The sequence below is a fragment of the Thermogemmatispora tikiterensis genome, assembly GCF_003268475.1.
Lineage (GTDB): Bacteria > Chloroflexota > Ktedonobacteria > Ktedonobacterales > Ktedonobacteraceae > Thermogemmatispora > Thermogemmatispora tikiterensis.
Genome location: NZ_MCIF01000002.1, coordinates 2,938,520 through 2,962,294, shown reverse-complemented (window position 1 = coordinate 2,962,294; position 23,775 = coordinate 2,938,520). Strand labels below are relative to the sequence as shown.

The window sequence follows — 23,775 nt, the reverse complement described above, 5'->3', positions numbered from 1 at the left end:
CTATGCCGACAACCCTCATGGGCGCGCTCGTACTGCCCGATCGTATTATCAACGGAACGATCACCGTGGTCGATGGGAGAATCGCGCGCATAGAAGAAGGCTTCTCCGTCCAAGCTGGAGAGACCTTTGATTTCCGGGGGAAGTACCTCCTGCCCGGCTTGATCGAAGTGCATGGCCACATGCGTGAGCCGGGGCTGGAGTACAAAGAGGATATCGCTCATGGGACGCGGGCGGGCCTGGCTGGGGGCTATACCACGATCCTGGATATGCCCAACACCAGGCCGCCGACGACGACCGCGGCCCGGGTTGACGAGCAGATCCAGCGGTATACAGCGCGCTCCTACTGCGACTTTGCCATCAATATGGGGGTCTCGCGCGAGGAGATTGATGAACTAAGGGCGGTCGATCCCACGAAGATTACCGGTGTCAAGATTTTCGCTGCCGGTCACCAAAGCGCGCCGACGACCATTCCGCGCCTGAGCGACCTGGCTCGCATCTTTGCCATTCTGGGCGAGCGGGGCCTGATGGCCATCGTCCATGCCGAAAATCAGGAGCTGATCGATTACTTTCTGCATCAGTACCGTGACATCGCAGGTCGGCATGATCCCGCGGCCTGGGGAGAGGTGCGCAACCTCGCCGTGGTGCTGACCTCAGTGCTGGAGATGATCTCGCTGGCCAGGTACTTCGGCGTGAAGCTCTACTTGCTGCATCTCTCGACGCCCGAGGAGCTGGCAGCAGTCGACTTTGGTCGCCGCATTGGAGTGGAGGTCTATGGTGAGGTCACGACAGCCCATCTCGCCTTAAGCAGCGCTGATTATGCCCACTATGGCAACCTGATCAACATTGCGCCAGCCCTGCGCTCTCCGGAGGCGCAAGATCAGCTCTGGCAGCTGCTGCGCGCGGGGAGGATTGACACGGTGGTGACTGATCATGCACCTCATACGCTGGCCGAGAAGCAGAAGGCCAGCGTATGGGAGGTTGCCTCGGGGATGCCTGGACTGCAGGAGGCGGTCCCTGTCCTGGTAAGCAACTGGGTCAAGCGTTTTGGGAGAGGGACGCTGGAAGAGGGGCTGATCCGTATCGCTCAGGTCACCTCGGGTAATATCGCGCGCATCTTTGGCTTTGGGCAGAAAGGGACCCTGGCCGTCGGTAAGGACGCCGATATTGTGGTGATTGATACTGAGCAACCCTGGAAGGTGAGGAAGGAAGACCTCTATACCAAAAACCAATGGTCGGTCTACGAGGGCCTGGAACTGATCGGACGCCCGGTAGCGACCTTTTTGCGTGGTCAGCTCGTTTACCGCGATGGCCAGATTATTGGTGAGCCCCAGGGCCAGCTGCTGAGGCGCACCGCTCGCTGCTGAGATCCTGGCAAGGTGCCAGTGCAGACCCGCTGAGCAGGCTCTCCTTCTCCTCAAAAGGAGGAGGGCCTGCTCTCTTTCTATGAGGGCACGTTGCTGGTGAGGACCCCTGAAGTGGTGATGGGGAGTCTTCCCTCTCTCTGGGAAGTCGTTGAGAGCGCAAGGCAGCCCAAGAGAATGCGGTGAGTCGCAGCCAGGGAGGGCTTCATCCTCGTCGCAGCTGGCTAAGAGCCATTACCCACAACCATTACTTTGGTCATGCCTGCCAGGCGGATTCATTGTCAGAGCTGTGTAAATTAACTAAGATGTACAAGCGAAAAAATATTTCACGATACACTGTGGTGTACCCCCCCCGACGTGCCTGCGCGCTGAAGTCTGGGTTGCACGTCGTTGCCGAAGAACAATCGCGGCTGGGCGATTGAAACAAAAGAGGATGTTGCATGAATCCTGAAGCTTTGATTGGAATGAAGCTGGGGACCTGCACGCTCCAGCGCTTGATCGGGCAGGGTGGTATGGGCGCGGTATTCCTGGCGCAGCAGTCGCGACCGCGCCGTCAGGTGGCTGTGAAGGTGCTCTTCCCGATGGCCTCGCTGACACCTCATCAGCTGGCAGCCTTTCTGGAGCGCTTCCGGCGCGAGACGGATGCCGCCGCCTCTCTGGAGCATCCCAATATTATGCCAGTCTACGAGTATGGGGAGCAGCAAGGCCTGGCCTACCTGGTCATGCCCTATATCAGCGGGGGGGACACTGCGCGATGAGATGGAGCGTGAGGGGGCAATGGCCCTGCCCAAGGTGCTCAACTATCTTGAGCAGCTGGCCGCTGCCCTTGATTTTGCCCATGAGCGGGGCGTCATTCACCGCGATGTCAAACCGGCCAACATCTTGAAGACGCCCGATGGCCGCTTGCTGCTGACCGATTTCGGTCTGGTGAAGATTATCTCTGAGGAGCGGGCGAGTCAGGTGCGTTTGACGGGGCCTGGGGCGCCGGTGGGCACGCCCGATTATATGTCGCCCGAGCAGGTGCTGGGGCAGCCAGTTGATGGGCGGGCCGATCTCTACTCGCTCGGGGTTATTCTCTATCAGATGGTGACCGGCGTGGCGCCCTTCCGGGGTGAGGCCCCGATGCAGATTGCCGCCCAGCATCTGCAGACTCCGCCCACGTCACCGCGTGTTTTTCGCCCTGATCTTCCGGTGGCTGCGGAGCAGGTGATCCTGCGCGCGCTCGCCAAAAATCCGGCAGATCGCTACTTCAGTGGTCAGGAAATGGCTCTAGCCTTTCGTCTGGCCCTGACTTCCGCCGGCATCAATGTCGATACAGGTCAAAATCCTGCCATTGCGGCGCTTGGTCTCTCGGGTAAGTTCGCCGTGCCTGGCAGTGCCGGTGGCCTGCTTGACCCGCGCTGGCAAACGGCCAGTGCGCCCCAGCCTGCCGTCAATATGGCTTCTGTGCCCCAAGCGCAGGCTGTCCAGGCGGCCCCTCCCATGCATGGCGCGCCCGCTGGCGATCTGCCAGCGACAGCGACAGCCTTCCCTGCTCCTTCGCTGAAGCTGCCCGCAGCTGAGCCTCCTCGGCCTACGGCAAAGCTCCCAGCAGCCAGCAGCGCCAGTCGCCGCGGTGGCCTACTCTCGCGCACTGGGATGTTCCCGCGAGTGGGCGCCGGCGTGATGCCGGAAAGCGCGACTGGTCAGGTCGGTCCGGTCACCAATGAACAGCCTGCTGTGCTCTGGTCGACTGAAGAGCAGCAGCCCAATTTCACCGATCCTCTGCCTTCTGTGGCCGCGCCTGCGGGTGATCAGGGAGTCCAGCAGCTTTCGCCCGCCTTGTCGACAACGACGGGGACGCTCGCTCCGGTGGCCCAGCAAACAGCCACCTCGCCTCTAGTGAAATTGACTGGTCCCGTCAAGGTGGTCAAGGTCCCCGTGGCTGGCCAGCCAGGTCGCTATGTCACCGGTCTGTTACCCCTGACTGCTCCCAGTACGGGGCAGGCGAAAGGCGCCTCCAGGGGTGAACGTCGCCGGGCGCGCATGGTGGTGACCTTGATTGTGGCTGCGCTCATCCTGGTGGTTGGCTCCGGTCTCCTGCTGTTGGGCCATGTCCATAGCGGCCAGAAGATGGGACCCCAGGGAACGGCGACCCCCGCACTGCAATCAACGGCCTCGCCGATGGCAACCGCGGCCAACGCCAGCGATGTGCTCTTCTCTGATCCGCTGTCGCAGAATGTGCATGATTGGCCGACGACTCCGGCGGATACCTACGCCTTTAAGGATGGCGCGTATCACATCACGAACCATAGCCAGAAGGGAATCGCCGTTGTCCTGCAGTCGGCGCCTTTTACGGGCCCGATAGGGTACAGCCTGACCATGCAGGAGGTTAAGGGCGACGACACCAATGTTAACAATTCCTTCGGCCTGATTCTGCGTTTCAGTCAGCAGACACGCGGTGGCAAAACGGTGACAACCTTCTATAGCTTCGAGGTGCAGAATATCAAAGGCGGTGAGTACCGCTTCTATAAGTATGACGATAGTCGCGGCCCCAATAACGCCTGGGGTACACCGATCTGGCGCAAGAAGTTTGGCAGCGAGTTCCACCAGGGGCAGGGACCCAAGAACGTCAATACCTTGAAGGTCTTTGCTAATGGCTCTAGCTTTACCTTCATTGTCAACGGCACCATAGTGGGCCAAACCAAGGATAACTCGCTCCCTTCGGGTACCGTGGGCATGCTGGTAAATCTGAACGGGACGGAGGTCGCTTTTAAGGATCTGCTGATTACGCGCAATTGACAGAGCATGCGATGGACGCTGAAGCACTGCGTGGGATGGTCCTGGAAACGGCACCCTGTGAGCTGGCTTTGTCAGAGAGGGAGAGAGGCCGTTGGTGGGGCGGAACAGAGCTGTTGGTCGTGGCAGGTAGGTAGGGAGGGGGGATAGTGGTGGTGGAGCTGCTCTTTCTTCCTCTAGCTTTTCTTACTCCCGTGCTGCTTCCGGCGTTCCTGGAGGGCTTGCGGCAGGATGAATAGCCAGAACACGAGGGGGCACTCGCTGCCTTTCATTACAAACTGCCCTGAGCCTGGATCTGCTGGCGGCGCTGGCTTGCCCTGGAACCAGTGGCCGCCTTCCGCCAGGCGTTGACGTAGCTAGCAGGCACTTTGTCACGAGAGGGAGGACAGCAGGGGATGCATCCATCTCAGAGTCCAGATCAATCACGCCCGCGACGGAGTCTCTTTGATCCTATCTGGCAGCTGCAAAGCCAAAGCGCGCAGAATGCTGCGGACTCGTCAGCGGCTAATGCCGCCACGAATGCTGCTCCCCAGCATGGACTTGGGGAGGAGGCGGCTGCAGGTAACGCTCTGCCCGGGGGAGGAGAGACTGCCGCTGGCCCGGGGACACTCGGCTCTCGTCCGGTGCGCAAGCTTGGTTTGCTGAGCGCTGCTCGCCTCCAGGCCGAGACTAATATACTGACTGGCCCTGCGGCAGGTGAGATGCAGGTAACCCAGATGCCTTTCCCGGGCGAAGGGCAACTGTCGCAAACGCAAATGCCTGCGGCCAATGTAGGGTCTCCATCTCCCTTTGCTCCTGCTACCTTCTCTTCACCCTCCGCTGGCGCAGGTACTATGGCGGATGCGAGCGCTGAGGCGTCAACGATGGCCCTGAATCAAAGCGCTCTCTTCCAGAATCGGCAGATAACTGATGCTTCCGCCTTTGGCGAGGGTTCACAGGCGCCGCTCGCTCAGCAGGGAGTCTCGCAGATAACCTCGGCGGCTGCTACGGATGCGACCGAGATCCAGCTGCCTTTTCCCACACCGACCCCAACCTCCCTTACGGGCTTCTCTCCTAATGTCACACGCGTCCTGGCCCCGTTCACTGGCCCACTTCCTGGCGCTACAAGCACCCTTCCCAGAACAACAACTGGTGCCCTAGGCCCCTCTCCTTTTATCGAGGCTGGGGGCAGCAAGAATACGGCTGCTCTGACCGGAGCGCTGCGCCTGGTGCAGATTCCTGTTGCTGGCCAGCCGGGACGCTACGTGACCAGCATGTTGCCTGTCTTGACTGAGCCAATGCAGCCGCCTCCTGCACAGGGTGACTCGGCCCAGAGGGGCTTCTCGCCAGCGTCGCTCTGGAAAGAGAAGCGGAATCTGCTCATCTTGTTGTGCGTCTTACTCGTAGTGCTCACCGGGTCCGGCTTGCTGATGTTCGCCCGCCTGCATGCCAACCCGGCCCCACAGGCGAGGAAGGGATCTGTCACTGCGGCAGTGGCAACGGGGACCGCGGCGGTCAACGGAACTCCAACGCCCACCGTTATCATGGAGGACCCGCTGGAGGAGAATATCCACAACTGGCCCGTTGTCACCACCGGCTCACGCCTCTTTGTCTTCAAGGATGGGGCCTATCACATCATTAACAACGACGACAATAATATGGCCGTGGCTATCTTGCCCGACGCTCCTGGGCCGTTGCTGAGCACCTCGCTGGCCTATACCCTGACAATGCAGGAGATTAAAGGTGACGATGGCTCGATCAATAACCAGTTTGGCATGATTATCCGTTACAGCCAGCAGTCCAAGGGGGGCAAGGTAACAACTCAGTTTTATGCCTTCGAGGTGCGCAACACCAGCGATGGCGAATATCAGTTCTGGAAGTTTAATAGCTCTGCCCCCGAAGATAGTCGCTGGACAAAGATCTGGTCGAAGGGCTTTGGTAAGGAGTACCACCAGGGGCATGGCTCAAAGGCCGCCAATACCATCAAAATCGTGGCGAGTGGCAAGAACTTTACTTTCTATGTGAACGGCAAGAAGGTGGGAACAGCTCAAGATGGCTCGATTCCTTCTGGCTCTCTGGGGCTGCTTGTGAACCTGAAGGGAACGGAGGTGGCTTTCTCCAATCTGCTCGTGACAACTCCTTGAGCTGATCGTTTTCAGTAACGGGGAACGGTAGTCGTTTTTCCTCATCGAAATTTGCCCACTTGTGGGCCTGTGGCTGGAGGCAGTATTTTGAGAGCGATCTTTGTCTGGCTGACACTGATTATCACGGCATTTCTGTTCCTGCTCAATCTTGGGCTTGTGATTGTCTTTAGGAAGCGCAAGAAGACAGAGGTGCTATCCTATATCGGGGCTGGTTTGATTGAGCTGGCTGTCTTCTGCGTAGTGCTCCTCTTCCACCTGGGCGTGCTGACCTCTATCCCCTTTCATCTGCCGCCGGGCCTGAGCTTCAATCGCGCGGAGATCGCTGCAGCTCTGGCCCTGGGAATCGGCCTTTTCCCAGCAGCCTATTGGCACCGGGTATCTATGGCCCAGCTGCGCGCTCGCATGGAGCAAGATGCCCGATTGATGAAGATGCGCAGCGACGGGGGTGTGCGGATCAAGACCCCCGAGGAGTGGATGACCTGAGCAGGGCGGTGGCTTCTATGCCACCTTTTGCTCTGCCAATCTTGCTCGTCTGAACGCCCGCCGTCACTGAGGCTCTGAGCGAGCTGCTCTGTTGCTCGCCGATCGCCTGTAACTCAGACTCGCTCCTTGTTACCAACTACTACCCTCTCGCCGAGGTCTTTCCCCGCACCGCAGACTATCAGCCTGCCTGCCCAGCCTCACTTAAGACCGATCTGCAGCAAGCCTGCTTTTCTATCTCTCCACTCTTCTCTCCTCCCTGCTTCCTCTATCGCTTTGGATGTGGCTGCTCTATCTGCGTTTTTCTATAGCAAATAGCTCGGTTCGTCTTCCAATTGTAGCTGTCCTTGACAAAGGGACCCTTTGCGTGTTATACAATATAGCAATTAGTTATAATAATGGGAGGTAAACGGATGCACTCTGATCCTCGGCAGTTTGCCGTAGCCAATCCATTTACGCAAGAGGTGGAGGAATGGCAACAGGAAGCCGCAATTGTCACTCGTGATCTGGTGCGTGTCTTTGGCCAGAAGGTAGCGGTCAATCACCTCAACCTGGTGGTGAGGCGCGGCGAATTCTTCGGGTTTCTGGGTCCCAATGGTGCCGGTAAATCCACCACCATCAAAATGATGGTTGGTTTGCTACGTCCGACGGCGGGCCGGGTCTGGGTGGCTGGCGTTGATGTCTGGCGAGAGCCGCTGCAAGCCCGTCGCCTGATGGGCGTGCTACCAGAGCAGCTCAATCTCTACGAGCGCTTAACCGGGCGTGAATTCTTGACCTTCACCGGTCATATGTATGAGTTAGCGAAAGGCGAGATCGAACGACGCTCGTCCGAGCTGCTGCGCTTACTGGCGCTGGAGGAGGACGCCAATAAGCTCATCATTGACTATTCGGTGGGGATGCGCAAGAAAATTGCCCTGGCGGCGGCCCTGATCCATAATCCGCAGGTGCTTTTCCTGGACGAGCCATTTGAGGGGATCGATCCAGTCAGCTCGCGAGTGATCCGCGATATCCTGCAAGACCTGACGAGGCGCGGGACAACGATCTTCTTCTCCTCCCATATTATGGAGCTGGTCGAGCGTCTCTGCTCGCGCGTAGGGATTATCAACCAGGGGGTGCTTGTAGCAGAAGGGACCCTTCAGGAGCTGCGAGCGCGGGCTAGCGGCACCGGTGATATGCCGCGTGACGCCACTCTGGAAGACATTTTCTTGAATGTGATCGGGGTGCGCAACGAGGAGCACAACTTGAGCTGGCTTGAATAAAGAGGAGATTGGTATGCCATCGAGTTTCCCGTCTGGTGGCCTTAGTAGCTTCAGGCTCGATCCTCACAAGCTCCGCTGGCTGCTTTGGCTGCGTTGGCGTCTCTTTGTGCGCGGCTTGACGCGTAGTCGGCAAAATATCGTTTCATTTGCTGTTGGCGCCCTTTTCCTGGCTGCCTGTTGCGGCAGCACGGCCTTTGCTCTGACTGTGGCCTATCGTATGATAGCTCCGCCGGGGAATGTAGAGCTGCTCTATGTAGTCTTGACCAGCATCACATTGCTCTGGATTCTTTTGCCGGTTTTCCAGTATGCTCAAAATGAGGGCCTGGATATCTCCAAGCTGCTCCAATTTCCCCTAACGCGGGGAGAAATGATGGTTGGCCTCCTCATCGCTCAATTAATCGATTTGTTGAGCTTTGGGTTGATGCTATGGCTGATCACAATTATCCTGGGCTTCACTCTCTCTCCTGGATTGCTGCTTTTAAATATCGTGGCCACGCTCATCTTTTTAGGATTTGTCGTGAGCTGCAGCCAGCTGGTGATGGCTCTTCTCTCGGGCCTCTTGCAGAACCGGCGATTCCGTGATCTGAGCTACGTAGTGATTATCCTCGGCTTCGCTCTCTTTTACATTGCGCAGCAGCTTTTGCTGCGCGGCATCTTTCTCGAGAACTTCACCAAAGGATTGATGCAGCGTCAGTATTCCCACTATCTTGCCTGGCTCCCACCCGGCTGGATTGCGCAGGCGATCGAGGCCGGGCTAAATGGCAACTGGTTGGCCAGTCTGGGCTGGCTGCTGCTGGCGCTGCTCCTCACACTGATCTTGCTCTACCTCTGGCTGCGGGTGCTAGAGCGGGTGGTCACGCAGCCGGAAGTCGGGGGACGGAGCCAGGCCGGACGTGTATCGCAGCGAGCGGTGCCCGTTGTCTCTGGCACGATGCCGTCTGCCGCATCTGCTGCCGAAGTGGCTGCTACTCCAGTCCTTGCCCAGGGCCAAGTCAGGACCTCCTGGTTCGCCCGTTTCCTCTCTTCTCAGACGCTTGCCATTGCCGCCAAGGATCTGCGCTACTTCCGGCGTGATCCTCAACTGCTCGGACAATTGATCATGCCCCTGGTCGTGGCCTGTGTGGCTTTGGTGGCTCCCTTCCTTGGCAGGAACGCCGGGCGCGTAGCAGAAGATAGCTGGTTCTTTCTCTTCTATCCCCCCTTCATTGTCTTCCTCTACCTCTCCATGCTCTCGATCAACGCCCTGGGACTGGAGCGCAAGCCGCTGACGGTCCTGCTCCTCTATCCGATCAAGCCCGAGCGCCTCTTCTTTGGCAAAAACCTGGCGGTGCTCGTGCCTGGCCTGGTGCTTTTGCTGGCCATGCTCGCCTTTGAAAGTCTCTTTCTGGGTCTCTGGCACCTCGTGCTGCCGTTCCTGGTTGCCGGGCTGGCGAGCATAGGTATTGTGCTGGGTTGGGGAAACCTTACCTCTGTCTTCTTCCCTCAGCCTGTGATCCAGAGGCGGGGCATGCTTCTTGCTGGCTCCGCCAGCTACAGCGGCGCTGGTTGTACGCGAGGCTTGTTCCAGCTACTGATCCTGGCCATCTCGCTGATCTCGCTGACGCCAGTCATTCTGGCCATGATCCTGCCAGTCTGGTTCAACATGACCTGGCTCTGGATCGTCAGTGTTCCTGTCTCTCTGGCCTATGGTCTCGCGTTTTACCTTCTTCTCACGCGCTTTGTCGCCGCGCCGGCTCTGCTGCGCCGCGGACCGGAGATCCTGGAGGCCGTGGTTCGCGATTAGGGGCAAGGAACCGCTAGCGAACCACAGGTCAGGCAGGAGAGTCCCTGCTCGAGCGAGCGGGCCGTCTCCCCTCCCCCCTCTCCTGACGGGAGGGGAGACGGCCCCTGCTTGCCGTCTCTTGTCTCAACCTTTGCCATGCTGGGACTCTGCCTTTGGCGGCTGGCTCCGTCCCAGGCGCTGACGCAGCCAGAAGAAGAGTACAGGTACGATGATCACCAGGCCAATCAGGGTGTAGAGAGCTACGGTGATGAAACGGTCGCTTGATGCTGTTGTCGCGGAAGTGGTCCCCAGGGCGGGGGGATAGAGGCCGGTGATGATGAAATGTGGTGAGCCGCCTACATGGAAAACCTTGATGATCTGACGCGCCGGCACATCGAGCATGGCTACATCGCCGTTGGCCAGGGCGGCAAAGCCAAACTCGCCATCGCTGGTGATGGCCACCGCCTGGGGGGCGGCGCTGAGGGTGAAGCTGTGGTCTGGCTCCGCCGGCGGGGGGCTACCTGGGACGATAGGGGCCAACACGTAGAGCTGCCGGCTCGCCTTGTCTGGCACGTAGATATCGCCTGTGATGGCATCGTAATCCATGGCGCCGAAGTCTCCACCGCGAAAGAGCGTTGGATAGATTTCGCGCGTTCCCAGGTTGACCGCAATGATGCTATGCTGGCGCGTGCTGACGTAGGCGATGGAGCCAAGAGGAATGGTGATCGAGAGCGGTCCCTGGGGAACAGGGACGGTGGCCAGACGCTGGCCAGAGGAATTATAGACTGCCAGGGCCTGGCTCTCTGAGACCCAGAGCTGGTTGCCTTTTCCTCCCGAGATACCGCTTCCGACCACGGCTACAGCCAGGCCAGCGACGTTGCTCGCCGCGCGTATCGTTCTCTGCAGGGCACAGTTTGCGGGGTCGAGCACGCTGATGAGGGAGGCTTCGGGGCCGGCGGCATAGAGTAGATTCGCCCCTGGATCAAAAGCCACGAAGGAGGGAGCACCGGGTACATGAGCTGAACAAAGCACCTGTCCCGTGCGAGCCGAAACCATGCTAACGGTACCGAGAGTAGGCTGGGCCACATAGAGGAAGCGTCCGTCCAGGCTGAGGTAGGCCATGTGGGGATCGCCTGCCAGGCGAATGGAGGGCTGGACCTGTTGCTTGACAATGTCGATCACGCCGATGCCGTTGCCTCCGCCTACTACATAGGCCAGGTTGGGTGCTCCCCCGTCAGCTCGAGCCGGCTGCGGAGCACCCAAGCCTGGAGGGGCAACGAGGCTCAGGACCATCAGCAGTGACAGCGACAGAGACGTCAAAAAAGCCAATCCTCGTCCGACAAATGACATCCGCATAATGCCTATCCTTGCTTGCTGGCTTGTTTTGGCCTGAGATGGCAGCGATAGCCGGTGGAAGTTGAGCCATTGCTCGCTCATTGGTTGTCAGGCTCATCATGTGCTGGCTGGGGTCAGCGACTGCCAGTGCGCTCCGTTCCCTTGACCGCTGAGCACATAGACCTCTGTTGGGTAAGAGAGCGACAGATAGAGCTGGAAAGGATTGAGAGGATCGACCGCCAGCTCGCTCAAGTTGCCACTGATCATTGGCAGGCTGACCCAGCTCTGGCCACCGTCAGTGCTGCGGTAGATGGTGGTAGCCGTTTTGCCGTATAGAATGTGTGGGTTGCTGGGTGCAGCGACCAGGGACGTCAAGAGAAAAAAGGAGCGTGCGCTCGTGCCGGGCGTGCTGGGTGTGAAGGTGCGGCCACCGTCGCGTGAGATATACATGCCGGCATCACCACTGGCGTAGATTGGCTGGTTGGGGCCGGCTGTGGTAGCATCGAAGATGCCGCCATGAATGCCAGCAATCAGCTGCCAGTGGAGGCCACCATCACTACTCAGCGCCATTCCGGCGCTGCTATAGACCAGCAGATGGCCTGGTGCTCCCGGTAGCGGTAGCAGGCCGCTGATCACAGAGAAAGGCAGCTTCCCGGTCTCGCGGAAATGGCTTCCTCCGTCGTGGCTGACAAGCAAACCGTACTCCTGACGCTCTGAGAGATAGATATAGACCTCGTTGGGGCTGTCGTTGCCAGCGACGGCCAGGAAAATAGTGGTTCGCGTCAAACTGGCGCTGCTTGCCATCAGCTGCCAGGTCCTTCCCTGGTCCTTGCTCATATAGAGGCCCGGTGTGCCACGGGCGTTGCTCACGTTGGGGTAGGTCAGCACGTAGAGGCGCTGGGAATCAAGCGGGCTAACTGTGAGCGAGTAGGTCATAAGGTCTTCCATGAGTTGCCCTTGACCGCCAGCGACCTCCTGCCAATGCTGGCCTCCATCCTCCGAGCGGAAAAGGCCATAATGCGTGGCCAGGAGTAGGACATGAGGAGGGAGGGCAAGCAAGGAATGCACATGGTTAGCGGCGCTTCCGAAACCGTTGCCCTCTGTGACTGCCGTGGGGGTCGACAGCGCCGAACCCTGGCCGCTGCCTGGCAGGCTGCAGGCCAGCATGCTCGCTGGCAGGAGCACGAAGAGTACAATGAGCAGCGCCGTTGGTCCAATGTTCCCCCTCAGGGGCCGCCCACAGCGGCCTCGATGCCATCTAGCCAATACAGCAGCCATGCTATTCTGTTTCCTCGCTAGAAAGGAGTGAAAAACTTGACTTGCATCTCATGAAGCTTATTGTCTAGAGTTCTTATTTGCACGCGAGCCGACCAATTGCCACTCATGGTCAGGTCGCCCTGGGCACTGAAGCTTCCGTCGGCGGCTGGCTGCAGGTTTAGTACCTCCGTGCCCATATCCATATCGAGCATATTCAGGTACAGCGTCACGCCGACCTGGGTCACTGGGCGCTGCGTTTGGCGATCGCTGACTTTGACGGTAAAGGTATTGGTGCCGAAACGGTTCGGTGAGACTGTCAGCGTTACCGTAAAGAGACCGTCGCTGGTAGTGGCGCTGGTCGTCAATGGTTTCGGAGTAGCGGTCGAGCTAGCGGTGGGAGCTGTCTGATTCTGGGCTGTAGTGGGAGCCAAAGTCCCGGCGAAGATATTCATCAGGCCGACGCAGATCAGTACTCCCACGCCGAGCAGCGGCTCCCAGCGCAGCACGGTCGTCAGACGGGTAGTCAGCCTGGTCAGGCGCTTCTCTCGCAGCTTCAGCTGACGTGCCCAGCGTCTCTGCTGGATTCCCGTTTCAGGCTCCTCTGAGGCCTTTTCTGTCTGTTGCGCTGTTGGGTTTGTCTGGCTTTGTTCCAGGTGTTCAAGGCAGTAGGCATATTTGCCATACTCCTTTTTCAAACGCGGGCGCAGCAGCAGTACATGGAAAGCGCTGGTCGCGAGCAGAGCGGCCACCAGCACAATTTTGATCAGCAGCGCGCGCCCATAGGCCGTCGTAATCAGCTCCGCGGGGCTGGTCAGATGGAACGAAGCGCTGAAAGGGCCAGTAATGGTCAGCAAAAGCACGCCGGCGATCGCCCAGGGAGAATAGTAGGGCAGGACTGTTGTTAAGGATTGCGCGCGCAGTGGAGGAGCGTGCTGCTCTAGCAGAGGCAGATAGCATGTAACGATATAGAACATGCCACCAATCCAGAAAGCCGAGCCGAGTAAGTGTAGCCAGTCAATCAGGACTGAAAAGAGAAAGAGATTGCTACTCACCGCGGCGGCATGGCTGGAAAGTGTCATGGTGCCGAAGAGGGCCAGGCCAAGAAGCAGATTCAGCCAGGCGCAGGCCCGCTCGAAAGGAGCAGGGTGCCGGCGGGCCAGGAGCTGGTAGAATGCCACTGCCAGAGCCAGCAAGATTATCGCTTCGCGTCCCAGCCAGAAGGTTCCAAAGCGGCTACTTGTGACCATACTCAGCAAGAGAGAGGGAGCCAGGGCGCCGCTCCATTGGCCATTGCTCAGAAAGAGGGCCTGGCCGACAAGCACGCCCAGATTAGCCACCAGCAGCGCCAGCAAGGTGGGGACAGCAAAGCGGTGAATGAAGCGCGAAGGCATGGCCTGCACAATGGCCTCCGTCTCGGAGTGATCGCTGCCCTCGCCGGTAGGGACAGCCTCCAGGACGAAAAAGCGCCACAGTTGGGCTCCCACCCAGAAAATGGCCCCCAGCTCGCTCAGGGTCACGGCCACCAGGTTGAAAAGGCCAACGGCATCGATTTGCCCTGTGTAGAGGCTGCTCGTATTGCCACCGCCGAGCAGGTCCTGGCCGGGCGGGGGCGCGCTGGCATTCAGGTGGGGTACCGTGCCGTTAGGTTCGGCAATCGTGAACAGGAAGGAGCCACGAAGGACGTGCCCATCGACGTTGGAGACACTGCGCCAGACGACCACATACACGTCGGGAGGCAGGTTCGCTTTTAAGCCGAGATCAAGCTCAGTGGGGTCACGGGACGAGACGTGAGCATTCCCTGTATCGACACGCTGATTGTGGCTATTGACCACGACAGCACTGCTCAGCGCCGGATTCAGATCCTCGCTGAACCAGAGGCGAACCTCTGTCGGGGCGGTCCGCAGGAGGGCATCCTGGGAGGGATCGGAGCGTAAGAGCACCGCATGGGCTTCTGCCGTTCCGGGAAAGAGCAGGAACAGGGCCAGAGCCACGAGTGCCGCTCCGATCGTCAGCTGCCAGCAGGCCGAGCGACGTAAATCCTTGTGCATCAGCATTGTCCTGTCCTCAGCTGCATAGGCCTGATCATGGCCTTGCTTGGCCTCTCCTTACTTATCTACTCTATGGATACGCAGACATGGCGGGAAAGATCGTGGTCAGAAGCAGAAAACAGATTCTTCACTACCCCTGGTCAGTTCCCATTGTCCGATGATTACCACAGGGTGTCAAGAGACGGGGGGCGTCGCTGCGGCGTCAGATGCGCCCCGGCGACCCAGAGCTGATGAGAGAGACTCGACGCTTGCGGCTCAGGTAGGCTATAATAATACTGTATGACGGAGAGCACCAGCGATCTTGCAGAACTGGAAGCCCGATTACAGATTACCTTTCACGATCGACGATTGCTGGAGCGCGCGCTGACGCATCATTCCTGCTGTCCTGAGACGGCCATCCGTGACTCGTACGACACGCTAGAATTTCTCGGTGATGCGATCATCAGCGCTCACGTCGTGGAGTATATTTATCGCAACTTCCCGGAGGCCTCCGAAGGAGAAATGACCTCGCTCAAGTCGGAGGTAGTCAGCCGGCGGGTGCTCTCGCGCATCGGGCGCCAGCTCGGTCTCTTTGATTTCGTACGTGTTGATACCGCCAGTTTGCGCACCTTCAATGAACGCTCGCGTGATTCTCTGTGCACCGATGTTCTAGAGGCTCTGGTCGGCGCCATTCACATTGATCAGGGGCCAGAAGTCGCTCGTGAGTTCGTGGCACGGTGGATTTTTCCGGTCGTCAACGAGGTGCACAGGCAACTCTTCAACAGCAATCCCAAAGGACGCCTGCAAAACATCCTCCTCCGTCGCTCCGGTTGCCTTCCCCGCTATCGTGTCCTGGAGGAAGGTGGCAGCCGCAATGACCGTACCTTCACTGTTGGTGTCTTCGAACATGACCTGCTGCTTGGCGTTGGCACGGCTTCCAGCATCAAGGAAGCAGGGCGCCTGGCGGCCCTTGACGCTCTCCGCTCGCTCCAGCCGGAGGGGTTTCCCGAGACCCCATCCTGAAGCGAGCCTTTCTCTTGCCCTTGTAACTCGTGCTTATCCCTGGCTCGCATGGTTGGCCGGCTGCCTGACTGTCTGCCTCTTGCTTTCTCTCAGTCTGGTGGGTGGAAGCGAAGCGGCGGCTTGCAGGGACTGATTGGCCGATGTAGAATGGTAGTGCTCAATTGGAGATGCGTGAGTAGCGTACCTGGAGCCTGGTCCTGGGCGGCCTCTGCGGCAGTGCGGGGGCTTCTTCCTCGGGCTACGCTGCGGCAAACTGAGCGCAAGCAACCTGGCCTGCTGCCTCTGGTCTTTGCTTAGCGGCCCAGCAGCGTCAATGAGAGTCGGAGGAGGAGACTGCCTTGCGCCGAGCAGGGCCGAGCAGGGCGGCAGGCTGGCGCGACCGCGACGCATACAGAAACCGGCTGGCTAAGGAGCTGGCCTGACGTTCAGCCTGGCCATGTCAGGCGCAGGTTTCAGCGAGGTTGGACAAAGGAGTCACCTTATGGCTGCAACTCGTCCCATTCGCGTGTTGGTTGCCAAACCAGGACTGGATGGGCATGACCGTGGCGCGAAAGTCATCGCCCGTGCCCTGCGTGATGCAGGCATGGAGGTTATCTATACGGGCATTCGTCAAACACCAGAGATGATTGTGGAAGCCGCCATTCAGGAAGATGTTGATGCCATTCTCCTGAGCATCCTCTCCGGCGCGCACATGGCTCTCTTCCCTCGCATTATGGAGTTGCTGAAGCAGAACGGCGTCACCGATGTCCTCGTAGCCGCTGGGGGTATCTTGCCCGATGAGGATATTCCCGCTATCAAAGCGATGGGCATCAAAGGGTGCTTTGGCCCGGGAACCCCCGTTGAGCAGATCATTCAGTTCGTGCGTGAGAATATTCACCCTGAGCGTCTCCAGGTAGAGGTGTAGGTGCGGCTTGCAAAACCAGAATCAGAATCTGATCGAGCGTCTTCTGAGCGGCGACCGGCGCGCGCTGGCTCGTATGGTGACCCTTATCGAAAATGGGGTACCTGGTATCCGCGATTGCCTGGCTGAGTTGCATCGACACGCTGGGCGCGCTCACATCATAGGCATCACGGGATCTCCAGGCGTAGGCAAGAGCACCCTGGTGACCCGGCTCACGCGCGAATTTCGCCAGCGCGAGCGACGTGTAGCGGTGATCGCCGTTGATCCCACCAGTCCTTTCTCAGGCGGGGCGTTGCTTGGCGACCGCATTCGCATGATGGAGCTGGCTGGTGACCCGGGCGTCTTCATTCGGAGCATGGCCAGCCGCGGAAGCCTGGGTGGCCTCTCCGCCGCTACGCGCGATGTCGTGCGTGCTATGGATGCTGCCGGTTACGACCCGATTCTCATTGAGACCGTCGGCACCGGGCAGGCCGAGGTCGAAATCATGCGTGCCGCGCATAGCGTAATGGTGGTTTGTGCTCCCGGCCTCGGCGATGAGGTTCAGGCCCTCAAGGCCGGTATTCTGGAGATCGCGGACCTCTTTGTTGTCAGCAAGAAAGATAAGCCGGGCGCTAACCAGACTGCTGCCGAGCTGGCCATGCTCTTGAGTCTGGCCCCCGACCGGCGTACTGCGGCCTGGCGCATTCCGATCGTCCTGACCAGCGCCCTCAAAGGCGAGGGGATTGATCAGCTTGTGGAAGCTCTGGAGCGTCATCGTCGCTTTCTGGAAGACAGCGGCCTGCTCCGGCAGCGTGCTCAGCGTCAGATCCGTAGTGAAATCGAAGCGCTGATCGTACAGAAGGTGCTTCAGCACCTTGAAGAGGAGGTCAGCCCCGGCGAGTGGCAGCGCCTGCTGAGCGAGATCAGCGAGCGAGCGCGTGATCCCTATAGCGTCGCACGTGAGCTGGAGGAGCGCCTTGGCCTGCCTCGCTGAGCGCCATCCCATCCCGCTCCGCTCCGGTCAGGCGATCGAGCAGCTGCAGCCGGGAGAGGTAAGGCGTCAGGTCAGGTTGGACAAAGCTGCAGCCGGGAGAGTGAGGAGAGCAGGCATGATTGTGATCGATCTACGCGGACGTGATCTTGTGTTGTTGCCGCCTGCTGAGTGGGGCGCTTTGCCGACGGAGGAGCTGCTGCAGCGCCTCTTTGGGCCGCACCTGCCGAAGCGGGTAGCGGCCCAACTTGGGCGTGATCGTCGTCGTGGCTTCTTGCGCACGTTGCCCATCCATCTCGCCGCTGTCAAACAGGCCTTGAGTCAGCAGGGAACCCCTTTTCAGGTTGCCTTTGACGAGCGCCCGGCTCTGCCCTTCGTTCCGGTGCCCGCTGTGGAAGCGCGTCCGTACCAGCAGGAGGCTCTGGAGCGCTGGCTGGCTGCGGAAGGAGCGGGAGTCATCGTCCTGCCGACTGGTGCGGGCAAAACAGTGGTGGCGGCCCTGGCTATCCACTCCCTGCAGCTCTGGACAGTGGTGGTGGTCCCCACTATTGACCTGCTGCAGCAATGGCGACTGGCCCTGGCCTCCATGCTGCAACTGGCGCCAGAGCAGATCGGCCTCTTTGGGGGTGGCGACAAGAACCTGCAGCCGATCACCGTCATCACCTACGATTCTGCAGCCCTCTATCCCCTAGAGCTGCGACGCTTTGGCTTGCTCATCTTTGACGAATGTCACCACCTCCCGGCTCCGACCTATCGTCAGATTGCGCTCAGTGCTTTTACACCCCGCCGCCTTGGCCTCAGTGCCACTCCTGAGCGCAGCGATATGGCTCACCTGGATCTGGAAGAACTCATTGGTCCCGAGGTCTACCGGCGCGGCCCAGAGGAGCTAACCGAAGGTCGCTATCTGGCCCAGTATCGGGAAATCCGTATTGAGGTCACGCTTCCTCCCGAAGACCAGCAGCACTATGCCGAGCAGCGGGCCATCTATCGTTCCTTCCTCCGTCGTCGCCGGATCGCTATTCGCTCGCCAGAAGATTTCCAGCAGAAGCTGATCTTTCTCAGTGCGCGTGACAAAGAAGCCCGAGCAGCCATGCGTGCCTGGAGAGAAGCGCGTCGCATTGCTCTCAACGCAGCTGCCAAATATGAGCAGATCGAGCAATTGCTCAAACGCCACGCCTGTGACCAGGTGATCCTCTTCTCCGAATATAACCAGGTTGTTGAAGAGATCAGCCGGCGCTTCTGTCTGCCAAGCGTCACCTACAAGACGGCTGCCGAGGAGCGTCAGCTTATTCTAGAGCGCTTCCGCCGAGGGCAATACAGCAAGCTCGTCACTGGGCGTGTCCTGAACGAGGGAGTTGACCTTCCCGACTGTCGCGTGGCTATCATTGTCAGCGGGAACAGCACCAGACGTGAATATATTCAGCGTCTGGGGCGGGTTCTGCGACCCAAAGAGGGAGAAGCCACCCTCTACGAGCTGGTCAGCAGCGGCACGACCGAAGAGGAGATCGCTCGTCGGCGGCGCCAGTCATCTTGAGTGCCACAAATCAGGCTTTTATGCCTCTCGGCCTCTCTTCCTTACTCACTAAGCCTAGGCTAAGGTGGACGTGAGGGGAAGGGGCTTCCTGCCTGCAGAGAACGGCCTGCCTCGAACCCAGACGAAGCGACCTGCTGTTCTCGCTTCTGCTCATTACTGCTCAGACTTTTTGCAGGGGTACCGCGGCCAGATACTGACACTCGACGTAGGCTTGATACATCCCTGCCGAACCCTGGTCCATCGTGGGCTGGTCGTTGGGTGGAATCACGCGTCCGGTATAGGAGTCTGCTGCAGCCTTCTTCAACTGCAGTGCCAGATCGAGTGCGTTCTGACTTCCCATCTGGTCCAAAGGAGTCTGAGCCAGTTTAGCGCTGTAGGTACGCATGTTGGCCACCCACTGTCGTAGATCGCTCAAGGCATTATTGATATGCTGGATATGCTGCAGCATTGTGCTATTCTGACCAGCGACCTCTTGCAAGTGGCTGATCTCGCTGGCCATCATGTCCAGATACCCTGGGGTAGATGGCGAAGAAATGAGGCCGATCGGGATCTGTAGGAGCGCAGGCTGATTAGCGGGAAGGTCGCCGCTGCTGTGAGCGTAGCTGGTACTGTCGATCATGGTAATAATGCGGTTCGCCTGGCGCCAGGCCAGACCGTAGTCGTGGGGGCCTTGCAGATCATCAACGATACTGCTGGCCTTATCATTGATGGACTTAATTGTCTCGAACATCTCTACAGCGATGCCGACCTTCTCGGGCAGGCCCGGGGCGAGGTAGAGCAGATGCTGCAGGTAGGGAAGAGCGGCCCCGTTCAGATTACCAGCATAGACCTTGGGTCCTGCAGGAGCTTGCGGCTGCTGCTGGCCATCTTCCAGGGTCACAAAGAAACCGGTAGCTACTGAGAGCAGATTGGTATGCTGGACATCGCCTGGATAGACGAGGCTTGCCTTGCCGTTGGAGATCAGTAACTTCCCGAGGGGGATAATGCGAGAACCGCTGGCCTGCATCCAGGCATAATAGGCCTGGTTCGCTGCCGGAGCGGGCAAGCCGGAGATCTCGATACGGAGCACATCGGCGTGACCCAGAGCGTCATCCTGGAAAAAGACGTAGCCGGGAATGCCGGGCGTCGCTGGTTGACTACTCGGCTGACTTTGGTGGGGCCAGAGACTGGCGAAACTGGCACCCAAAATAATGATACAGAGAACAACCCCGCTGATGATGGCGTAGCTGAGAGGAAACTCCTTCCCACGTCCTCGGGCTGGGACGGCAGGCAGTACTGCTGTAGTCGCTGGAGGCAGAGCAGGCGCAGGAGGAGCGGGCGGGAGAGGCTGGGGAACACGAGCGGGCATGGGAGCCGGCAAAGGTGTACTTGGCGCCGCTCCGCTCTCCGGGGTAACCACCGGGATGCGTCGTGTCGTCTGGGCGGTGGCAGCGGGCAGCGGGCCAGAGAGAGCGCTGGGCTCCTCTGCGGAACCGTGGCCATCGCGGAGAAACTCGTCACCCAGCGAAAGCTGGCCCGTAGGTAGCGCCGCGCAGGCTTCTGCTACCGCATCGGCCAGGGCTGAAGCGCTGCGGAAGCGCGTCGCCGGGTCCTTGGCGATGGCGCGGAGAATCACCTCTGAAAGGCCTGGCGGGATGCTCGAATTAATCAGGATCGGAGGGGTCGGCAGCACGTTAATATGCTGCATCATCAGCGCGACGGCGCTCTCACTGCGGAAAGGCTGGACTCCGGTGCACAGCTCATACAGGATGACGCCGAGCGAGTAAATATCGCTCCGCTCAGTAGGGGGCTGGCCACGAGCTTGCTCAGGTGAGATATAGAGGGCGCTCTGCAAGCTGCTCGTCCCTTTGAAAAGCGTGGCCAGGCCAAAATCAGCAATGCGCGGCTCGCCAATCTTGCTGTGCAAGGCATGGCGCTGGTCCAGCAGGATATTGGAAGGCTTCAAACCGCCATGAATAATGCCCTGCTGATGAGCATAGTCCAGGGCAGCTCCAAGAGCCTTAAAAAGGTAGACGAGGGCGGAAATAGGAGGAAAGAGACCCTTGCGCAGCGTGTGCTGAATATAATGGGCCAGCGTCTCCCCCTCCACGTACTCCATCGCCATACAGGCCATCGTGCTGTTGGTCTCCGGTACGCGGAGCACCTCAAAGCCGAGCAACGACACAATATTGGGGTGATGCAGGGCGCTCAGCATCTGGCCAGCTTGGTGGAAGCGTGCCAGGAAGTTGGGGTCGGCCTGCAAATCGCTGTGGAACAGCTTGAGCGCTACCACCTGGTTGCGCTCAAGGTCGTAGGCCATCCAGACCTCGCCCAGGCTGCCACTGCCCAGTTGCTGCTGTAATCCATATCTGCCAATGCGGCGCGGGATGGTGCTCATAGCAACCCCCCTCTGTTCAGGATGGTGGTTGTCCTACAGTGTGTATGCTCTCTCCCTGAAATAGAACACGGTCGCAAGCGCCCATTTTTGTGAGGATAGCGCTGCGCTGCACTGCCTCCCTGCTCAAGCGGCGCGCCCGAGGGCGAGAGTGGCCGTTAACCAGCCCAATGCCCATCCATTGCCTTCCCGTGAGTACTATACCAGATACGGGACAACCATGCAATGAGATCATACCAATGTCTCTGGGTCAGCTTCTTTACAACCTTCACGACAAAATTCTTTTGGAGAGGAATGATTTTATAGATCATAATAATATTTTTGTTGCCTTTACGCCGGAGAACCCCCTATGTACGTCATACCCTCATGGGATGGGAGAAAGGTCCCACCGCTGGCCCGTCTGCTGGCCTGCTCATGGCCGAGAGGTCACTGCTAGGCAGTGCCGCTTGTTTGCGATATAATGCCTCTGTCCGTTAGAGAACGACGGGGGCGAGAAGTCAGGGAGATCGTGTGTGCGTCTCAGTCTACAAGATGTCAAAAAGCAGGTCTACCGTCGCGGTGGCGAGCGCTATCTAACGCTGCGCTGGCTGCAGCCAGGAGAGCTAAGTGCCGAGATCGCGCAGCTCCTCGCCTACTATGAAGGGCTGCTCGGGCAACCGCGACGGGCCTTTTCTCTAGATGAAGCGCGTGCCTGTATTGGTGACTATCGTCTTGCCGATGGTCTGATTGCCGTTCTTGGAACCTGGTACACCTGGCAGCAGCCGGCCTGGACCGACGAGCTCAAGCACCTCGCCGCTGGTGAGCAAGCGCTGATGGCCCTCCAACAAATGGGCATTTCCTCCTCCGTTCAGCTCCGTCTTGCGCTCTTCGACTATGTCAACAGCAGCTACGATGGTTTTCTAGCCGGCAGCGAACGCACGGCGGCCCTCACAGCCTTTGCGGCCCGTTTCTCTCTCTCGCTCGCCGAGCTAGAGCGGCTGCTCATCCTCGACAATGAGGACGAAGCCTGCCTGGTGCGAGTGAGCGAAAGTGTTCCCCAGCCGGCGCTGATCGTCGCCTATTACAACCAGGCTATCTTTGAGGCAGCCTTGAGCAGCGCGGCTCGGGTGACCTTTCTCCTTGACTCTCAGGTGTTACGCGCTGTCGAGCCGGTCGGTCTGGGTGCAGTGATCAAACGCTTCTGCTACCTGGCGCGCCGCCTGGGCATCTATTATGATCTAGATTACGCCGCTGAGCTGGAGGGTGATCCTTTGCCGCTCTCCGAGAGAGATCAGCCCACCCGTCTGCGCCTGACCTGCTATGGTCCCCAGGAGATGACGGGCCTTCCTCAGCAGTATGGGCAGCGGCTGGCCCGTCTCTGCCGCTTGCTCCTGGAGTACGCGCCCTGGCCCGCGACGGGCACAAGTGCCCGTCGGCGCCGGCGCAGCGCTGAACGACTGCGCAAAGCCATTGTGGCTGCCGAGGCCCTGGTTTATCTGGGCGAACGAGCCTATCATCTGCCCCTGGACCCCGATCTGCTTTCCCTGCTGACCTTGCCAGAGGAGGACCAGGCGGGACGGCCAGCTGAGGCAGGCGAAGCTCTCTTTGACAGCGAGCTGGAAAGTACCTTCGCCGCTGCCTTCCAGGCGCTCGAACGCGGCCCAGGTCAAGGGCTGGAGGGCTGGTCCCTGGAGCGTGAGCCTGAGCCACTGCTGCTGCGAGAAGGGATCTTTATTCCTGATTTTGCTCTTTCACGAGGACAGCAGCGTCTTTATGTCGAAATCCTTGGTTTCTGGACATCTGCTTATAGAGAACGTAAAATACAGAAATTGCAGCAGTTGCAAGGACGTAGCGATATTATTCTTCTCGTACCTCGCGAGGCGCGGGCAGCCTTCGCCTCCCTGGAAGGAGCCTTTCCCATCGTGAGCTACGATGGCCAGGTGGCCCTCAGCGATCTCCTACACCTGCTCCGCAGCCGTTACGATGACTTCGCCAGGCGCCTGGCCCTCCTCGATCGCGAGGCGATACGGCAGCAGATTCGTCGGGAGAACTTCATTGCTGAGCGTGACTGCTATACCTTGCTGCGCTGCTATCGGCGGACTGAGCTGGAACAGGCCGCAGCGACCATCAGTGATCAGTGTATTCGCTTTCTTCCTGGCGTTGGTCTCTATACGTGTGAGTGGTTTGAACGCTTTGCCGCCTCATTCGTAAAGTGGGTAGAAGAACGTGGCACAACGGCCTGGAGCGCTGTAGCGGCTGAGCTGCGTCTGCGATGGCCATGCCTGGCGAACTGTGATGATGCGGCCCTGGAGTCCCTGCTTGAGCAGCTTGAAGGCGTAAGCATCGAGCACAGCTCCATCTTTGAGACACAGATCACCTATAGAGGCGTGGAGAGCACAACCACAACTGAGGCCACCAGCGCCAGCAGCGAGCCACTGTCGGTCGTCATCCCGCCGGCAGGGCGGCCTGCGCGTGAGCGCAAACCGCGTTCTGGCGCGGGAAGCGCGAGCGAAAAAGAGCGTCGCTCGCGCGCCTCTCAGGATCTGGCGCAGCCTGATCTCTGGGCCTGAGCAGGGCATAACATGCCACCATCTCTGTTCTCTGCTTGCTGG

At 59.3% G+C, this 23,775-nt stretch carries 16 protein-coding genes; 12 read left to right on the top strand and 4 right to left on the bottom strand.

Translation table 11 applies throughout. The features are described from left to right. Positions 1-2: 2 nt before the first annotated feature. The 7 genes from A4R35_RS11930 to A4R35_RS11900 all read left to right on the top strand — a co-directional run bounded on the left by A4R35_RS11930 (position 3) and on the right by A4R35_RS11900 (position 9,784). Complete coding sequence (locus A4R35_RS11930) at positions 3-1,364, top strand: dihydroorotase (protein ID WP_112429631.1); 1,362 nt, start codon at positions 3-5, stop codon at positions 1,362-1,364. A 437-nt stretch (positions 1,365-1,801) separates the two neighbouring features. Next, complete coding sequence (locus A4R35_RS25000) at positions 1,802-2,119, top strand: protein kinase domain-containing protein (protein ID WP_112429629.1); 318 nt, start codon at positions 1,802-1,804, stop codon at positions 2,117-2,119. A 19-nt stretch (positions 2,120-2,138) separates the two neighbouring features. After that, entirely contained in the window at positions 2,139-4,142 is a 2,004-nt protein-coding gene (locus A4R35_RS11920; protein WP_262982328.1) for a serine/threonine protein kinase, read from the top strand. A 392-nt stretch (positions 4,143-4,534) separates the two neighbouring features. Further along, complete coding sequence (locus A4R35_RS11915) at positions 4,535-6,262, top strand: hypothetical protein (RefSeq protein WP_112429625.1); 1,728 nt, start codon at positions 4,535-4,537, stop codon at positions 6,260-6,262. Between the two features lie 87 nt (positions 6,263-6,349). Continuing rightward, positions 6,350-6,745, top strand: coding sequence for a hypothetical protein (locus A4R35_RS11910; RefSeq protein WP_069806111.1), 396 nt, complete (start codon positions 6,350-6,352; stop codon positions 6,743-6,745). Positions 6,746-7,155: 410 nt separating this feature from the next. Beyond that, positions 7,156-8,001 carry an ABC transporter ATP-binding protein gene (locus A4R35_RS11905; RefSeq protein ID WP_189361708.1) on the top strand — a complete coding sequence of 282 codons (846 nt, stop codon included), beginning with the start codon at positions 7,156-7,158 and terminating at the stop codon, positions 7,999-8,001. A 13-nt stretch (positions 8,002-8,014) separates the two neighbouring features. Beyond that, entirely contained in the window at positions 8,015-9,784 is a 1,770-nt protein-coding gene (locus A4R35_RS11900) for a hypothetical protein (RefSeq protein WP_112429621.1), read from the top strand. A gap of 123 nt (positions 9,785-9,907) precedes the next feature. Here A4R35_RS11900 and A4R35_RS11895 read toward each other — a convergent pair whose 3' ends face one another. The 3 genes from A4R35_RS11895 to A4R35_RS11885 all read right to left on the bottom strand — a co-directional run bounded on the left by A4R35_RS11895 (position 9,908) and on the right by A4R35_RS11885 (position 14,409). Continuing rightward, positions 9,908-11,119: a YncE family protein gene (locus A4R35_RS11895; RefSeq protein ID WP_146747196.1), complete on the bottom strand. Its 1,212-nt coding sequence runs from the start codon at positions 11,117-11,119 to the stop codon at positions 9,908-9,910. 96 nt (positions 11,120-11,215) lie between these two features. Beyond that, complete coding sequence (locus A4R35_RS11890) at positions 11,216-12,376, bottom strand: WD40/YVTN/BNR-like repeat-containing protein (protein WP_112429617.1); 1,161 nt, start codon at positions 12,374-12,376, stop codon at positions 11,216-11,218. A 17-nt stretch (positions 12,377-12,393) separates the two neighbouring features. After that, positions 12,394-14,409, bottom strand: a complete 2,016-nt coding sequence (locus tag A4R35_RS11885; protein ID WP_112429615.1) for a copper resistance protein CopC — start codon at positions 14,407-14,409, stop codon at positions 12,394-12,396. Between the two features lie 273 nt (positions 14,410-14,682). On the opposite strand from A4R35_RS11885, the gene rnc reads away from it, so the two are divergent. From rnc to A4R35_RS11865, 4 genes are all read left to right on the top strand, one after another. Continuing rightward, on the top strand, positions 14,683-15,405 hold the full coding sequence (gene rnc, locus A4R35_RS11880; protein ID WP_112429613.1) for a ribonuclease III: 723 nt from the start codon (positions 14,683-14,685) through the stop codon (positions 15,403-15,405). A gap of 481 nt (positions 15,406-15,886) precedes the next feature. Further along, positions 15,887-16,309 (top strand): cobalamin B12-binding domain-containing protein, encoded by a 423-nt coding sequence (locus tag A4R35_RS11875; RefSeq protein ID WP_112429611.1) that lies wholly within the window; start codon positions 15,887-15,889, stop codon positions 16,307-16,309. 7 nt (positions 16,310-16,316) lie between these two features. Beyond that, positions 16,317-17,279, top strand: coding sequence for a methylmalonyl Co-A mutase-associated GTPase MeaB (gene meaB, locus A4R35_RS11870; protein WP_223258307.1), 963 nt, complete (start codon positions 16,317-16,319; stop codon positions 17,277-17,279). Positions 17,280-17,394: 115 nt separating this feature from the next. After that, positions 17,395-18,810: a DEAD/DEAH box helicase gene (locus A4R35_RS11865; protein WP_112429609.1), complete on the top strand. Its 1,416-nt coding sequence runs from the start codon at positions 17,395-17,397 to the stop codon at positions 18,808-18,810. Positions 18,811-18,970: 160 nt separating this feature from the next. Here the strand turns inward: A4R35_RS11865 and A4R35_RS11860 are convergent, their stop codons facing one another. After that, complete coding sequence (locus A4R35_RS11860; protein ID WP_112429607.1) at positions 18,971-21,187, bottom strand: serine/threonine protein kinase; 2,217 nt, start codon at positions 21,185-21,187, stop codon at positions 18,971-18,973. A gap of 509 nt (positions 21,188-21,696) precedes the next feature. Between A4R35_RS11860 and A4R35_RS11855 the strand changes: the two genes are divergently transcribed. After that, positions 21,697-23,733 carry a DUF790 family protein gene (locus A4R35_RS11855; protein ID WP_112429605.1) on the top strand — a complete coding sequence of 679 codons (2,037 nt, stop codon included), beginning with the start codon at positions 21,697-21,699 and terminating at the stop codon, positions 23,731-23,733. The last annotated feature ends 42 nt before the right edge of the window (positions 23,734-23,775 follow it).